The sequence below is a fragment of the Embleya scabrispora genome (assembly GCF_002024165.1).
In the GTDB taxonomy this organism is placed as follows: Bacteria; Actinomycetota; Actinomycetes; order Streptomycetales; family Streptomycetaceae; genus Embleya; species Embleya scabrispora_A.
The window spans coordinates 2,957,042-2,972,315 of sequence record NZ_MWQN01000001.1 but is presented as its reverse complement, the minus strand read 5'-3'; the positions used below and the strand labels follow the sequence as shown (position 1 = coordinate 2,972,315).

The 15,274-nt window shown below is 70.8% G+C and carries 11 protein-coding genes; 9 read left to right on the top strand and 2 right to left on the bottom strand.

The features are described 5' to 3' along the window. Positions 1 to 272: 272 nt before the first annotated feature. The 4 genes from B4N89_RS13065 to B4N89_RS52990 all read left to right on the top strand — a co-directional run bounded on the left by B4N89_RS13065 (position 273) and on the right by B4N89_RS52990 (position 5,420). On the top strand, positions 273 to 1,571 hold the full coding sequence (locus tag B4N89_RS13065) for a PIG-L family deacetylase (RefSeq protein ID WP_161500710.1): 1,299 nt from the start codon (positions 273 to 275) through the stop codon (positions 1,569 to 1,571). 168 nt (positions 1,572 to 1,739) lie between these two features. Next, the gene (locus B4N89_RS13060; RefSeq protein WP_143657941.1) at positions 1,740 to 3,803 is read left to right on the top strand and encodes a hypothetical protein; all 2,064 of its coding nucleotides are present in this window, start codon (positions 1,740 to 1,742) and stop codon (positions 3,801 to 3,803) included. Positions 3,804 to 3,807: 4 nt separating this feature from the next. Next, positions 3,808 to 4,881 (top strand): glycosyltransferase family 2 protein, encoded by a 1,074-nt coding sequence (locus B4N89_RS13055; RefSeq protein WP_321170687.1) that lies wholly within the window; start codon positions 3,808 to 3,810, stop codon positions 4,879 to 4,881. Continuing rightward, positions 4,851 to 5,420, top strand: a complete 570-nt coding sequence (locus B4N89_RS52990) for a hypothetical protein (protein ID WP_321170686.1) — start codon at positions 4,851 to 4,853, stop codon at positions 5,418 to 5,420. The genes B4N89_RS13055 and B4N89_RS52990 overlap by 31 nt, the downstream gene beginning before the upstream one ends. Before the next feature lie 7 nt (positions 5,421 to 5,427). Here B4N89_RS52990 and B4N89_RS13050 read toward each other — a convergent pair whose 3' ends face one another. Both B4N89_RS13050 and B4N89_RS13045 read right to left on the bottom strand, forming a co-directional pair. Beyond that, positions 5,428 to 6,600, bottom strand: a complete 1,173-nt coding sequence (locus B4N89_RS13050) for a glycosyltransferase family 4 protein (RefSeq protein ID WP_235618599.1) — start codon at positions 6,598 to 6,600, stop codon at positions 5,428 to 5,430. Next, on the bottom strand, positions 6,597 to 9,446 hold the full coding sequence (locus tag B4N89_RS13045; protein ID WP_235618598.1) for a bifunctional glycosyltransferase/CDP-glycerol:glycerophosphate glycerophosphotransferase: 2,850 nt from the start codon (positions 9,444 to 9,446) through the stop codon (positions 6,597 to 6,599). Before B4N89_RS13045 ends, B4N89_RS13050 begins: the two co-directional genes overlap by 4 nt. A gap of 488 nt (positions 9,447 to 9,934) precedes the next feature. On the opposite strand from B4N89_RS13045, the gene B4N89_RS13040 reads away from it, so the two are divergent. The 5 genes from B4N89_RS13040 (at position 9,935) to B4N89_RS13020 (ending at position 15,227) form a co-directional block, all read left to right on the top strand. Beyond that, positions 9,935 to 11,728: a DUF5941 domain-containing protein gene (locus tag B4N89_RS13040; RefSeq protein ID WP_414646364.1), complete on the top strand. Its 1,794-nt coding sequence runs from the start codon at positions 9,935 to 9,937 to the stop codon at positions 11,726 to 11,728. Then, positions 11,725 to 12,492, top strand: coding sequence for a sugar phosphate nucleotidyltransferase (locus B4N89_RS13035; protein ID WP_078976015.1), 768 nt, complete (start codon positions 11,725 to 11,727; stop codon positions 12,490 to 12,492). The genes B4N89_RS13040 and B4N89_RS13035 overlap by 4 nt, the downstream gene beginning before the upstream one ends. After that, complete coding sequence (locus tag B4N89_RS13030; RefSeq protein ID WP_078976014.1) at positions 12,480 to 13,550, top strand: iron-containing alcohol dehydrogenase family protein; 1,071 nt, start codon at positions 12,480 to 12,482, stop codon at positions 13,548 to 13,550. Before B4N89_RS13035 ends, B4N89_RS13030 begins: the two co-directional genes overlap by 13 nt. Next, complete coding sequence (locus B4N89_RS13025; RefSeq protein ID WP_078976013.1) at positions 13,528 to 14,310, top strand: CDP-alcohol phosphatidyltransferase family protein; 783 nt, start codon at positions 13,528 to 13,530, stop codon at positions 14,308 to 14,310. Before B4N89_RS13030 ends, B4N89_RS13025 begins: the two co-directional genes overlap by 23 nt. A gap of 80 nt (positions 14,311 to 14,390) precedes the next feature. Continuing rightward, on the top strand, positions 14,391 to 15,227 hold the full coding sequence (locus B4N89_RS13020) for a glycosyltransferase family 2 protein (protein WP_078979327.1): 837 nt from the start codon (positions 14,391 to 14,393) through the stop codon (positions 15,225 to 15,227). The last annotated feature ends 47 nt before the right edge of the window (positions 15,228 to 15,274 follow it).

Below are 15,274 nucleotides of genomic sequence, written 5' to 3'. Positions count from 1 at the left end.
ATAGCGCTCTTGCCGGCCCCGACGCGGCCGGGCATCCGGGGGCCGCATCACCGTCGCGTGAATCGGGCCTTTCGGCCGGCCATGGTATGCATGATCGGTCTGCGTGTGTGCGACGGACACTCACCGACGCCCGGGCAAGGCATAGTGAGAAGGGTCGGCAATTTTCTCAAATGGGAACAAACTCTGATTCCCGGCCGTCGGTTTCGCGGAGAGCGGTCCTGGCGTCGGGGTGCGGCCTGGTTGCCGTCGTCGGCATCGGTGGGGCCGTCGCATTGCTTGACGACGACGACTCGCCGACACAGCCGAAGCCCGCACAGGTTCCGCCGTCGGCCGAGCGTGTGCTGAATGTCGTCGCGCATCACGACGACGACCTGCTCTTTTTGAGCCCCGAACTGCTCGAGAACCTGCGCGCGGGTGCCACGGTCCGCACCGTGTACTTCATGGCGTCGGATTATTCGAATTATCCGAAATTCATGCAGGATCGCGAAGTCGGCCTCCGGCGGGTCTACGCGGACACGCTGGGGATGAAGCTGGGCCAGTGGAAAGCGCAGCCCTATGAGAAGGGCGGCGTCCAGGCCACCCTGTGGACGCTGGGCGATCGGGTCTCGATCCTGGAGACCCGGATACCCGACGGCTACATGAAGACGCCGCTCGGCGCGAAGCGCATGTGGGGTTTGTATTCCGAGAACATGCAGATCAAGACGCGTCCCGGCGAGACCTTTCCGGTCCAGGAGTTCAATCGGGACGCCCTGGTGGCGTTCCTGCGCGGGGTGCGCGACGAGATCAAACCGGACCGGGTCAACACGCTGGACCCCTTTGCGGATCTCGGCGGATCGCCCGACCCGGCGGGTGGGTTCCATCAGGATCACGTGGCCGTCGCGCGGATGGTGATGTACGCGCTGGAGCAGGACGTCCCGCCGTCGCCGGTCCACTACTTTCGCGACTACACCATCGAGCAATCGCCGCCGAACCTCTCCCCGGAGCGCGCCCGAGCGAAAGCGAAGGCTTTCAAGACATATACCGAATACGATCCCGACGCCAAGCGCAGCAAGGTGTACGGACCGTGGCTGCGAAAGACCTACGAGGTGGACGGCGCATGGCGGGGAGACCTCCTCGTGCCGCTGCCGGCACCCGATCGCATCGAAAAGGTCGCGGGTCGCCCGTATGTCGGATCCAGCTATCGCATCGTCAATCGCGCCAACCGCCTCGAACTTGTCGTGCGGAACGAGGCGAATGCGCCGCTGAGCGTTTCGCCCGCGCCGTCGGCCGCGGGTGGCGTCTTCAAGCTGCTCGGTATCCGATACGGCTGGGGAATCATGCCGAAGGGCAGCTCGCTGATCGTCGGGATGCCGGAATCCGATAAACACCCGGAACATGTGCCGAGGCTTGTGGAGCGCAGTCTCGACGGCGCTCAGGCGCTGCGCGCGCATGGTGACGTCGCCGGTGGATTCGAACTGCTTTTCGCGCATTCCGGTATGGCATTGACCGCCCCGCGGCAACCGGGCGGCGACGTGACGCAGGCGCCGAGCGACAAGAGCCCGGCACAGAAATGGGATTTCATCCCGGTGTGAATCCGGCTCGGCGTAGACCAGTGGATACGCTGTGCCGAGCCAGTCGACATGTTCCGCAAGCCCGAATGAGGATCCGTGACCGTCTCAGAGAGCGCGAGGACGAGCGTGCAGGCGCCCGAACCGGCCGAGCCGAGTGGGGCGCCCACGCGGGGCGCCGGGCGCCGGGCGATGGCTGTGCTCATCGCGTTGGCCCTGTCCTGGCTGATCCCGCTCGCGGCGTATGCCGTGAGCGCCACCATCGTCCTGCCGTTCGTCTTCCTCGCGCTGGTCGCCTCGCTGCTGCGGGCCGGGCGCACCATCCTCGACCGCCTGGTGCTCGCGTTCGCGCTGACCGCGGGTGCGATGTGTATGGCCGGCCTGCTCTTCTCGGCCTGGCCGTGGGGGCTGCACCCGGTGCCCGTCTCCGGACTCGGCTTCAGCGTCCTGGTGCTGGTCGCCGCGCTGTTGCGGCGCCGTCCCGAGCTGCCGCGCGTGGGCACCCTGTCCGACCTGTTCACCGTCGGGCTGACCGGGGTGATCGGCTTCCTGACCCTGTGGCCCTACCTGGGCCGCGGTCTGGTCGGCAGGATCTCGCTGATCGCGGTCGCCGAGGACCTGGGCCGGCACTTCGCGCTCTACGACGGCATCCGCACCGCCGGCGGATACACCTTCATGCACCGCCCGGACCTCAAGGCCGGCCTGACCGACGACCTCACCGCGTACCCGCAGGGCAGTCACTTCGCGATGGGTCTGTTCGACAACTTCTGGCGGGCGGGCACCGGGGCGGGCTCCGGTCAGGAGGCGATGAACCACTTCGTCTACTTCTACGCGGCCACCTTCGTCCTGATAATCTTCGCGGTCATGTGGTCGATGCGCTGGGTCGCCGGCACCGCGCTGTCCCCGTGGCGCTACCTCGTGCTCGCCTCGGCCGCCGCCGCCTACCTGTACTTCGGCGACGGCATGGCGATGTTCCTGCGCGGCTTCCCCAGCGAGTTCGCCGGACTCGCCCTGCTCGCCATCCTCGTCGCGGTGGTCGCCCGACCCCTGTCCAGGCTGCGCGAACAACTGTGCGTGCTCGCCTCGTTGACCATCGCGCTGTCGTTCACCTACTACCTGTTCCTGCCGCTGGCCGGGGCCATGCTGCTGGTCTGGCTGATCGGCTATCGCAAGCAGTTGCTCGAACGCCGGCTCCTGACCGCGGGAGTCGCCCTGATCACCGGCGTGGGCGCGCTCATAGTGCCGGTGGTCAACTGGAAGTACGCGAGCAAGTCGGAGGCGGTCAACGCCGCGGGCGGGATCAGCCCGACCAACCGGCACCTGCTCATGCTGCTGGTCTTCGTGGTCGCGCTCGGCCTGGCGTCCAAGTACGCGTGGCGACACCCGGTGCGCCGCCGGGTCATCCTGTGGATGCTCGCGGCGGTCGGGATAGCGGCGCTGATGTTCCTGTACCAGACCGCGGTGATCGGTGAGACCTCGTACTACTACGAGAAGCTGCTGCACCAACTGTTCGTGGTCGCGCTGGTCTGCCTCGGCGCCACCTGGCTGGTGGTGCCGCACTACCAACCGGGCCACTTCCGGCCGGGGCGGCGTCCGAGGCCGGCGTTCGCCAACGCGTGGACCGCCGTGCCGCTCGCGTTGGCGGTCACGGTGACCATCGCCTACAACGCCAACCCCGACCGCTACGTGTGGCGCAAGCCCGGCAAGGACTACAGCTGGGGGGTCAGCTACTTCCTCAAGGGCATGGACCAGCCCAAGCTCGCCCGGGCCGTGCTCGCCGCCGTCCAGGCCCAGCCCGATCCCGAGGGCAAGGCCACCATCCTGCAGATGCGCAACGACTGGGAAGCCAACTACTACGGCACCCTGTGGGTCGACGTGATGCAGCGCAACCTCGGCGTCGCCTGGCCGGTCAAGCCACCGCTGGGCACCCAGGAGAGCCCGGCGGCGCTCAAGGACCGGATCACCCGGCAGTTCCCGGGCACCCCGATCCGGGTGATGACCAACGACCCGGCCACTCTCGACACCGTGCAGCGCATCCGCCGGGACCGGCCCGAGCTGGGCCTGGACGTACTGTTCAGCAACCCGACCCGGTGCGGGTACCGCTTCGAGCCCGTGGCCGCCCCCGCGCCCGGCAAGGAGCCCGCGCCGGTGCCGGTGATCCCGTTCCCGGCGAACGGGTGCAAGTCCAAGGCCAAGTCCCCGGCCCCCGTCCAGGTCCCCGTGACCAACCCGACGAACAACCCCGACAGGGAGTAGCGCCATGGCCGAGCAGGCCCGGGTCGGCGTCGTGGTGATCGTCTACGACGACGCGGCCCTGTTGTCCGACGCGGTGCGCTCGGCGCTGGCCCAGGGCCCGCTGGTCACCGAGGTGACGATCGTCGACGACGCTTCCGCGGATGCCTCCGCGGCCGTCGCCGATCGCCTCGCCGCCGAGGATTCCCGGGTCCGGGTGATCCGACGGTCCGTCAACAGCGGCGGCTGCGGCACCCCGCGCAACGACGGCATCGACGCTTCGCGGGCCGACTGGATCGTGTTCCTGGACAGCGACGACGTCCTGCCGCCGGGGGCGGTGCGGGCGTTGGTGACCGCAGGCGTCCGGGAGGAGGCCGACGTGGTGGCCGGGTTGTGCGTGCGGCGCGAATTGCCGCGCGTGCGAAATGTGCCGTGGCAGCCGGGCCTGTTCGCCCGCCCCGGCGTGTTCGACGGCCTGGTGGGCCGGCCGGAGACGGTGTGGGACACGCTGTCGGTCAACAAGGCGTACCGCCGCGCGTTCCTGATCGACCACGACATCCGCTTCCCCGACGGCGCGGCGCACTACGAGGACTTCGTCTTCACCGCCCGGGTGTACGCGGCCGCGCCGCGCTTCGCCGTGGTCACCGACGAGGTCTACACCTGGCATGTGCGTCGCGCGGCGGGCGACCCGTCGATTTCGCTGCGTCGGGATCGGGTGCGCAACTGGCTCGACCGGCTGGACGCGCACCGGCAGGTGCTGGAGATCCTGCGGCCCGTCCCGGAGTTGCGGCTCGCCGCCGAGACCAAGTTCGTCGATCACGATCTGCTGCTCTACCTGCGCGACCTGCACGCGCGCGACGAGGAGTACCGTGCCGAATGGTGGTCCTCGACCCGCGCGCACCTGACCGGGTTCGACCCCGGCGCGCTCACCCTCGCCCGTCCCGCCGCGCGTTGGGCGGCGGCGGTGGTGTGCGGTCGGCAGGAGCCCGTCGACCTGTTGCGACTGTCCCGGCTCGCGGCCGACCCGCCCCGGCTCACCGGTCCGCTGCGCGAGCGCGACGGTGTACCCGTGTGGGACGACCGCACCCCCCGGTGGACCTGAGCGGTTTCGCCGACATCCCGGTCGCCGAACTGCCCGTCGAGGTACGGGCCACGGTGCGCGCCGGCCGCCGCAGCGTGCTCGACGTGACCGTGCGCGACCTGTACGAACGGTTGCGCCCCGGTCGTCCGCACCGGATCGAGCTGGAGTTGCGCGATCGACACGGGGAAGCCGTCCGGGTCGCCGGTGTCGGCACCGGCGTGCTCCACGAGGAGGCCGTCGATCCCGACGGCGGCTCGTGGAGCGCGGCCATCGCGCTCGACAACACGCTGCTGTCCACGGGCGAGCCGTTCACCGTCTGGGACGTCTGGGCCCTGGTCCATCTGCGCGACGGCACCCACCTGGAGACCAAGGTCGCCGCCGGCGTGGGGCTCGGCCGCCGGGTCCGGCCGGACCTGCGACACGGGCTCGCGCTCGCCCAGTTCCACGCCACCGCGAGCGGTTCGCTGGCGATCCGCTTCGCCGGAGGCGTCAACGGGGTACGCGAGGTGCTCGACGCCCGACTCCGGCGCCGGCGGGCGGGCTCGCGCCCGGCACGATAGCCCCGGCTCAGCGGTAGACGTAGACGAAGAGCTGTTCCCAGCGCTCCAGGATCGCCTCGGGGGAGAACCGCCGGACGTCCTCGAGGCCCTGCTTGCCCAGCCGATCCCGGAGCGCCTGGTCGCTCATCAACCGGTCGAGCCCGCGCGCGAATTCCTCGGTGTTCCCGCGCGGGATCAGCAGGCCGTTGCCGTCGTCGGCGATGATCTCCCGCACCCCCGGCGCGCAGTCGAAGCCGACGCAGGGCACACCCATCGCCATCGCCTCCAGCAGCGAGATCGGGAAACCCTCCGCCCGAGAGGACAGCGCGAACACCGAGGTGTCGGCCAGCGCCCCTTCGATGTCCGAGGTGCGTCCGGGGAACTCCACGCTGTCGTGCACACCCAGGGTCCACGCCTGGGCCCGCAGCCGAGCGTCCTCCGGGCCGGCGCCGTACAGTCGCAGCGTCCAGTCCGGATGCCTCGGGGCGACCAGGGCCCATGCCTCCAAGAGCAGGTCGTAGCCCTTCTCGAAGGAGAACCGGCCGAGGCTCACCACGACCCTGTTCGATCGGGTGGTGAACTCCCGCGGCTGTATCGGCAGCGGATTGGGCATGAAGTCGGTGTTGTTGAGCCCGTCCCGGCTCCACGCGTCGGCGTCCTCGATGGTGAGCAGGAGCAACCGGTCCACCCCGGCGAAGTACTTCTTGACCCGCCGGTACCGCGAAGAGGCGGCCGACGCCTCGAACGACTCGTGGCTCATCCCGATCACCCGCAGCCCGGCGGTGTCGCTGAGCGCGACCCACTCCATCGCCCACACCTGCGGCACGATCACGATGCCGCCCGGCCGGGCCCGGCGGAACAGCACGGTCAGCCGGTCCGCGGCCTGCTGCACCGACGCCTTGCGCAGCGCCTCACGGCGCTGTGCCCCCACGTTCAGCCGATCGCGCACCGTGCGCGCGCTCCACGCGGACGGCGGATGCTCCTCGTGCAGGCACAGCGTGCGATAGGGCAGATCGCGGCCGTAGTCGTGGATCTGCTCCGGGTGCACCACGCCGATCAGCGTCACCGTGTGCCCGGCCTCGGTCAGCATCGCGGCGGTGTGGTGCGCCCAACGCTGCAACCCGCCGAGTTCCTCGATGTTGTTGCAGACGATGAAGACGTCCCGCGACGGGTGGGGTCGGGTGGTCTCGACGTCGCTCACTGTGATTCCTTGCCAAGAAAGAAACGCTCGACGATGGTCTTCGCGGCCGTGCCGTGGTCGTACTCGCCGTAGGACTCCACGAAGTTCCGCCGGCGTTCCGCGTACTCCGGTGCGGTGGCGTCGAGTTCGCGCAGATGTCCGAAGAACTCGTCCTCGTCGTGGGCGAGCGGTCCGGGAGCCGTCTCGGCGAGATCGAAGTACGCGCCGCGGGATTGGCGGGTGTACGCGTCGTAGTCGTAGGTGAAGAACACCATCGGCCGGTCCAGCAGCGCGTAGTCGAACATCAGGGACGAGTAGTCCGTGATCAACACGTCGGTCAGCTGGAGCAGTTCGGTCACGTCCGGGACTTTCGAAGCGTCCTTGACGTCGTCGGCCAGCGACGGCGGCAGCACCACCGAGTTCAGGTAGTGCGTCCGCACGAGCAGCACGTAGCGGTCGCCGAACTCCTCGACGAACCGGGCCGGGTCGAACGGCAGCGAGAAGGGCGTGATCGAACCGTCCTCCTCCTGCCGGAACGTGGGCGCGTACAGCACCACCCGACGCTCGTCGCCGGCCAGGCCCAACCGCTCGCGCAGCGCCGCGACCCGCTCGCGGCTCGCCTCGCCGTCGATCAGCGCGTCGTTGCGCGGATAGCCGACCCGCAGGATCTCGCAGTTCAGCCGGTAGCCCCGGACCAACGTGCGCACGTCGTGCTCCGAGCGCACCACGAAGTGGTCGAAACGATCGACCATTTGTTGAAGGTGCCGCTGCGCGGCCTCGCCCGAGTGCTTCACCGAGGGCATGTCGAAGCCCATGCGCTTGAGCGCCGAACCGTGCCAGGTCTGGATGTAGGTGGTGCCGCGGTTCTTCACCGCGTCGCCGGGAAAGCCCTGGTTGTCGACCCAGAACTCGGCCTGCGCGAGTGCCTTGTAGTACGCCCACGAGCCCCGCTTGACCAGCGTCGCGTCGGCGGGGAACCCGGCCTTGCTCTCCGCGTACGCCCAAGTCGCCTTGATCGGCGCGCCCGCGCGGCGCAGTTCCTCGTAGATGTGGCGCGGGCTGTCGCTGTACTGCTTGCCCAGATGGCTCTCGAACACCGCCGTGCCCTTGCGCACCGGCAACTGCGCCAGCGCCTCGCGGCCCATCCGCAACAGCGTGCGCTTGCGCGCGCCGGTCTGGCGCAGCTGGGTGCGCAGGATGCCGCGCGCCTTGACCCCCGCGCGGCTCTCCACCGCCTTCGTCAACAACTCGCCGCCGCGCCGGGCGGTCGGTCCCTCGGCGATCAGTTCGAAGGCCAGGTGACCCTTGGAGGTGATGTGCAGGGAGAACTGGTCCCCGGCGAGTCGGCTCAGCCGAGGACGGGCGGGCAGCGGCTGCACGTGCTCGGGGATCGAGGTGCCGAAGACGCGGGTGGTCACCTTCTCGCCGTCGACCGACATGATCAGCCGGACGTCCCAGACCGGGTCGATCAGTCCGATCGGATGGATGGTGTCGGCGAGGTCGACCTCCGCCTCCCACACGATCCCGTCGGGGGTGTGCCGGATCGAGCGCACCGGGCGCCGCACCGCCAGCGGCGCGAGCTTCTTGCGCCGGGGCAGGAACTCGAAGTGCGCGGACAACTTCGCCTCGGGGCCGATCCGTCCGACCGGATTGACGATCACGCCGGTCATCCGCACCATGCCGCCCGCGGAACTGACCGAGGTGAGTTCGTTGCCCAGCCACAGCGACGACAGCGGCTTGGTCCACGGCATCGTGTCGGTGACGTCCAGGACCTGCCGGCCCAGTTCGTCGTCGAGGTGCCCGGCACACCAGTAGACGCGGTCGCCCTCGACGTGCAGCGGCGAGGTGATCTTGTTCCGGTTGAGCACGAAGTCGATCGCCGGGATCAGGTTGGCCCGATCGTCGCGCAGCACGAGGTAGGCGGCGATCGCCGGGATCTGGTTGGCCTCCCGGAAGGCCCGGGGGTCCAGCGTCTCCAGGTACGGGCGGGCCACGGCGATGAACCCGTCGCGCTCCTCCTCGGTCTGGAAGGGCAGTCCCCACAGGTAGAGCACCAGGTCGTGCTGGATGAACTTGCGGTCCTTGAGGAGCTTGAGTTCCACCTCGCCGCGCGCACGCAACTCGTCGTCGATGAGCTGGTGGATCCGCACCCGGTCGACGAAGTTCCGGATCTCGTTGCGCCGGTTGGAGATCGACAGCTTCTTGGTGTTCTCCACCACGTTCCAGTGGTAGATCGTGCTCGGGATCAGGGTCAGCTTCGACGCGGCGAGATAGGCCCGCGCGGAGAAGAGCAGGTCCTCGTAGTGGTAGCCCTCGGGAAAGCGCAGCTCGGCCCGGTTGAGGAAGTCCCGCCGGTAGCACTTGTTCGTCGACAGCGTGTCGTGCAGCAACTCCGGCTTCTCGGCCACCGAGGACAGCACCGCACGCTCGCGGTACAGGTTCGGGTACCACTCGGTGACCTTCCGCCCCTTGTCCAGATGCACCCGCACGCACAGCCCGGAGACCAGATCGGCGCCCGTCTCGTCGGCGGCCACCAGCATGTTCTTGCAGGCGTGACGGTCCAGGGTGTCGTCGCTGTCGAGGAACATCACGTAGGTGCCGCGGGCGGCGTCGATGCCGACGTTGCGCGGCCGGCTGCATCCGCCGCTGTTCTCCGGCAGGCGGATGGCACGCACCTTGCCCGGATGCTCGGCCGCGATCCGCTCGGCCGTCGCGAAGCTGTCGTCGGTGCTGTGGTCGTCGACGATGACGACCTCGAGGTTGGCGAGGGTCTGGTCGAGGACCGATGCGACGGCGTGCGCCAAGCGTTCGGCGTCGTTGTAGACGATCACCACGACGCTGATATCGGGCACATCGGTCGCGGACAAGCGGTCACCTCCGGGCGGGTGCAACACGAGAAGTTGTGACGGTCGGCCGATGGGCGGTCGCCCGGACCGACTCGGCCGATCCTAACGAACGTGGTGAGAACCCCACGAATACCCGAACGGGTGGGGCCGTCGACCGTATCGATCCCGGCGACCGCCCGTTGATCTGGTAAAACGTGGGACGTTCGACGACGCCGGACGGTTGCGAACGAGCCGTTCGGGCGGCTTCGGGGGATCGGCTAGCCTGTCTCGTTGTCTCCAGCACCCTCCCTGCACGCTCGTTCGGTTGTCTTCCAGGTCCGTGCCCGACCGCACGTTCATCGGCGGTGCCCGCGGCACCACCGCAAAAGGAGTGATGGCGCCTGTCCACGGCACTGGTCCTCACGGCGTCCACGGCATCCTCCGCGTCTCCGCTTCCCCGGCCGGCGGACGCCTACACCAGTGCCGATCCGGCCCCGCTGCTCGCCGAGTTGTCGGCGCTCGATCGCGGTGTGCCGGAGATCGAGGTGGCGGCCCCGGACGCGCTGCGGGCCGCGCTGGCCGCGGGGGAGGACCGGATCACCCTCGTCGACGCGCGTTTCGTCGGCCACCGGCACGCGCTGCGCCTGGTGATCGCCGACACCCGCTTCCCGGCCGCACACGTACCCGGCGTACTCGCCGTCGAGGGCGAGGCCAGGGCCGAGGCGGCCCGGATCGCGGCCGGCCTCGACCGGCCCGCCGCCGACGCCTGCGTGCCCGACCTGATCGCCGAGCGGCTGGTCGCGGCGGGTGTCTCGCTGCGCGAGGTCCCGCTGGGCGAACTGCTCGCCGAGGTGCCGCGCGACGAGGACGCGCGTGCCCGGGCGGTGGCCGCGGTGGCCGCGGTGGACGACGAGCGCATCCGGCTCGCCTCGGCGGTCAAGGCCCGGGACGGTTTCTTCACCACGTTCGCGGTCAGCACCTGGTCGCGCTACCTGGCCCGCTGGTGTGCGCGCCGGGGCCTGACGCCCAATCAGGTCACCGTCGCCTCGCTGCTCGTCGCGCTCGCCGCGGCGGCGGGCGCGGCCACCGGCACCCGTGCCGGCTACATCGGCGCGGCCCTGGGCCTGTACTTCTCCTTCGTGCTCGACTGCACGGACGGCCAACTCGCCCGCTACGCGGTGAGTTACTCGCGGATCGGCTCGTGGCTGGACGCCACCTTCGACCGGGCCAAGGAGTACGCCGTCTACGCGGGCCTGGCGCTCGGCGCCGCCCGGCACGACGACGACGTGTGGACCCTCGCACTGGTCGCGATGGTGGTGATGACCACCCGGCACATCGTCGACTTCGCGTTCAACGAGACTCGGCGCGGCATCGGCGGCGGCGGGGACGACGATGGCGCGGACGGCGGCGCCGGCGCCAAACTGTCGGGCAAGTTGAACACGGTCGGCTGGACCGTGTGGGCCCGGCGGATGATCATCCTGCCGATCGGCGAGCGCTGGGCCCTGATCGCCCTGCTCACCGCGACCACCACGCCGCGGATCACCTTCGTCGTGCTGATCACCGGCTGCGTGCTCGCCGCCTGCTACACCTCGCTCGGCCGGGTCCTGCGCTCGCTGCCGCGCCGTACGCCGGCCGCCCCGCAGGTCGGCGAGCACCTGGCCGCGCTCGCCGACAGCGGCCCGATCGCCGAACTCGTCGCCCGGCTGCGGCCGCGCGTGCCCGCCCCCGCGGCCGCGCTCCTCGGCACCGCCGCCCTGCTCGCGGTGCTGCTCGCGGGCGGCGCGGGCGAGTGGTGGGGCCTGGCCGGCGCGGGCGTCTACGCGCTGTGTGCCGGGGCCGCGATCGGCCGCCCGCTGGTGCGCCGGCTCGACTGGGTGGTGCCGCCGATCTTCCGGGCCGCCGAATACGCCGCGATTACCATCCTGGCCGCGCAGGTGGTGCCCACCGCGGTGGCCGCGGCATTCGGTTTGGTCGCGGCCACCGCCTACCATCACTACGACACGGTGTATCGCCTGCGCGGCGGCTACGGGGCACCGCCCCGGGCGCTGGTGTGGGCGGTGCTCGGTCACGAGGGACGTGTGCTCCTGGTGACCGTGCTGGCCGCGGCGGGCTCGAACACCCTGCGCACCGGTCTGATCGTCACGGCCGGCGTACTGGCGGCGATCGTGCTCGCCGAGAGTGTCGCCTTCTGGGTGCGCGGCGCGCGCCCGGACATCGACGACGCCACCCCGGTGGGCCCCGCCCCCTCGGCCTCCGCCCCGTCGTACCGCCCCCTGGAGGCCGTCGTCGCGGCGGCCCCCGATCGAACTGGAGACCTTTCATGATCGGCCTCGTTCTCGCCGCCGGCGCCGGCCGCCGGCTGCGCCCGCATACCGACACGCTGCCCAAGGCCCTGGTGCCGGTGGGCGCGCCCGGTGCGCCGGACAGCGAGCGGTCGATCCTGGAGGTCACCCTCTCCCACTACGCCGCGGTCGGCCTGACCGAGGCCGCGATCGTGATCGGCTACTGCGGCGACGCGATCCGCGACCGGCAGGGCCTGCTGGAGCGCCGCTACGGACTGAAGCTGCACCTGGTCGACAACGACAAGGCCGAGGAGTGGAACAACGCCTACTCCCTGTGGTGCGCCCGCGACCACCTCGCCGACGGCGTGCTGCTCGCCAACGGCGACACGCTGCACCCGCTCTCGGTGCAGGAGACCATGCTGGCCGCGCGCGGCGGCGACAAGGGCATCATCCTGGCCCTGGACACCGCCAAGCCGCTCGCCGACGAGGAAATGAAGGTCACCCTCGGCGACGACGGCCGGATGCGCCGGATCACCAAGCTGATGGACCCGGCCGAGGCGGCCGGCGAGTACATCGGCGTCACGCTGATCGAGGGCCACGCCGCGCCCGCGCTGGTCGACGCGCTCCGGGCCACCTTCGAACGCGACCCGCAGCTGTACTACGAGGACGGCTACCAGGAACTGGTGAACCGCGGCGGCCGGGTCGACGTGCAGCCGATCGGCGCGCCCGACACCCGGGTGCCGTGGACCGAGATCGACACCACCGAGGACCTGACGGTCGCCCGGGAGATCGCGTGCCGGTACTGACCCGACTGGTCCCCACACCGCTCACCGTCGACATCCGCGCGGGCGCGGTCACCGACCTGGCCGGCATCCTGGCCGACCGTCGGGTCTCCACCTCGGGCCGGATAGCGGTCGTGGTCAGCGAGGGCTCCGGCGCCGGGCTGCGCGAGCGGTTCGCCCCGCAACTGCCGGGCGCCGAGTGGTATTCGGTGGGCGGCGGCACGCTGACCGCGGCGGTCGACCTGGCCGACCGCATGCGCGGAGGGGCCTACGACGCGGTGGTCGGCCTCGGCGGCGGCCGGGTCCTGGACGCCACCAAGTACGCCGCCGCGCGCGTGGGCCTGCCCATGGTCGCGGTCGCCACCAACCTCGCCCACGACGGCATCGCCTCGCCGGTGAGCATCCTCGACAACGACGCGGGCCGCGGCTCCTACGGCGTGCCCACGCCGATCGCGCTGGTGGTCGACCTGGACCTGGTCCGGGCCGCGCCGCAGCGCTTCGTGCGCTCCGGGATCGGCGAGTCGTTGTCGAACCTGTGCGCGGTGGCCGACTGGGAGTTGTCCCACCGGGTGACCGGCGAGCCGCTGGACGGCCTCGCGGTCGCGCTGGCCCGCACCTCCGGCGACTCGATGCTGCACCGCCCGGGCGGCATCGAGGACGACGACTTCCTCGTCGCGCTGACCGAGGGCCTGGTGCTCTCCGGCATAGCGATGTCGGTGGCCGGTACCACCCGCCCGTGCAGCGGGGCCTGCCACGAGATCTCGCACGCCATCGACCTGCTCTACGGCGAGCGCGACGGCCACGACGGGCTGCACGGCGAACAGGTCGGCCTGGGCGCCGCGTTCGCCACCCACCTGCGCGGCGACGAGGCGCTGACCAGGCTCTTGACGAGCACCCTCGCCCGGCACAAGCTGCCGGTCGTGCCGGAGCATCTCGGCCTGACCATCGACGAGTTCACAGCGGTGGTGACCCACGCGCCGCAGACCCGCCCGGGACGTTTCACCATCCTCGAACATCTCGACCTCGACCACGACGCCATCCGGGATTCGGTGACCGAATATGTCCACACCTACGGCGGCTGAGCTTCGCTCGGTCGTACACCCCGAGGGTCTGCTCGACCGGCGCAGTGGCGAACACTGGGCCGGGCGCATCTACATGCGTCAGATCTCCCTCCAGGTCACCCGACGCATCGTCGGGACCCGGGTGACGCCCAACGGGCTCACGTACCTGATGATCCTCGCGGGCATCGCCGCCGGCGCCGCGCTGATCCTGCCCGGGATCGCCGGACCGCTCGCCGCGCTGATCCTGGTGCAGCTCTACCTGCTGCTCGACTGCGTCGACGGCGAGGTGGCCCGCTGGCGCCGGCAGACCTCGGTCACCGGGGTCTACCTCGACCGGGTCGGCCACTACCTGTCCGAGGCCGCGCTGCTCTCCGGCGCCGGCCTGCACGCGGCGGGCGTCCTGGACGGCGGCGGCTTCAACGGCTATGCCACGCTCGGCGTGGTCGCCGCCCTCGGCGCGATCCTGATCAAGTCCGAGACCGACCTGGTCGACGGCGCCCGCGCGAAGAGCGGCCTGCCGCCCGTGCAGGACGCCGCCGCCGTGCCGCGCTCCTCGGGCGCGGCGAGCGCGCGCAAGATCGTCGCCTCGCTCAAGTTCCACCGCCTGGTCGGTGCCGTCGAGGCGTCGATCCTCCTGCTCCTGGCCGGCGTGCTCGACCTGGTGGCCGACGACGGCGGCCTGCTCTACAGCCGGATCGCGGTCACCGCGCTGGCCGCCATCGCCCTCCTGCAGACCGTGCTGCACCTGGTCAGCGTGCTCATGTCGAGCAGGCTCCGGTGACCGCCGAGGCTGCCGAGGGGCAGCGGGCCGGCGGCGCGGCCGACACCGAACACCCGGTGCTCGGGGCGGTGGTGCTGACCATGGGCGATCGCCCGCGGGAACTGGAGCGCCTGCTGCGCTCGGTCGCCGACCAGGACGGCGAGCCGATGGCGGTGGTCGTGGTCGCCAACGGCGGGCCGCTGCCGGAGTTGCCCGAGGGCGCGGTGGGCATCGCCCTGCCGAAGAACGTGGGCATCCCCGCCGGCCGCAACGTCGGCACCGACGGCCTGCCCGCCGACACCGACGTGGTGCTCTTCCTCGACGACGACGGCCGGCTCGGCGGCACCGACGCCGGCCGCCTGCTGCGCGAGGCGTTCGCGGCCAACCCGCGCCTGGGCATCGTCTCGTTCCGGATCGTGGATCCGGAGAGCGGCGAGACCCAGCGCCGGCACGTGCCCCGGATCCGGGTCGGCGACCCGCTGCGCTCGGGCCCGGTGACGACGTTCCTGGGCGGCGCGAGCGCGGTGCGTGCCGCGGTGCTGCGCGAGGTCGGCGGGCTGCCCGACGACTTCTTCTACGCGCACGAGGAGACCGACCTGGCCTGGCGCGCGCTCGACGCGGGCTGGGAGATCGAGTACCGCGCCGACATCGTGCTGGAGCACCCCAGGACCAGCCCGGCCCGGCACGCGGCCTTCTTCCGGATGAACGCGCGCAACCGCGTCTACCTGGCCCGACGCAACCTGCCCTGGCCGATCGTGCCCGCCTATCTGGGCACCTGGGTGGTACTCACCGCCGCCCGCAGGCCGTCCAGGGAGAACGCCCAGGCGTGGCTCGCGGGCTTCCGCGAAGGCTGGAAGACCCCCAGCGGCCCGCGCCGACCGATGTCCTGGCGAACGGTCTGGCGCATGACCAAACTCGGCCGCCCGCCCGTGATCTGACAGGCTGGAAACCCCCGTACGTTTTCGATCTCGACCCGACGCATATG